This window comes from Suttonella ornithocola (assembly GCF_001889065.1).
Classification (GTDB): Bacteria; Pseudomonadota; Gammaproteobacteria; order Cardiobacteriales; family Cardiobacteriaceae; genus Suttonella_A; species Suttonella_A ornithocola.
Window position 1 is genome coordinate 1 of sequence record NZ_LWHB01000335.1, and the last position, 352, is coordinate 352.

Annotated in this window: 1 protein-coding gene; it reads right to left on the reverse strand. The window is 40.3% G+C overall.

Annotated features, from left to right (window positions below; all coding sequences use genetic code 11):
- Window positions 1-352 (reverse strand): IS630 transposase-related protein (locus A5N85_RS14205; protein WP_249024011.1); only part of this gene is annotated, 352 nt, incomplete at both ends.

Sequence of the window (352 nt, forward strand, 5' to 3'; positions counted from 1 at the left end):
TCTTGAAAGTGTTCTCTTTTCTCTGTGTCGGTTTTTGGATGTTGGTTAATCTTTTTTTATGCGTTATCTTTAGTCGCTTTAGAGCATAACAAATCGCTGATTGCGAGCAATTAAAACGTCTAGCGCTTTCCCATTGGTAATCATCGGGATACTGCTCAATATCCTTAAGCAAGGCTTCATCATCAATCTTTGAGGGCTTACGCTCAGTAAAGCCTTTAGGATGGGGATTTTTAATCCAGCTATAGACGGTGAATTTGCTGATCTTGTAGCGCTTTGCAACAGCGCGCCAAGTTTCTCCATTAGCAATATCGTTAAGAATTTTTTGTCGGAATTGGCTACAGTAGGTCATAGG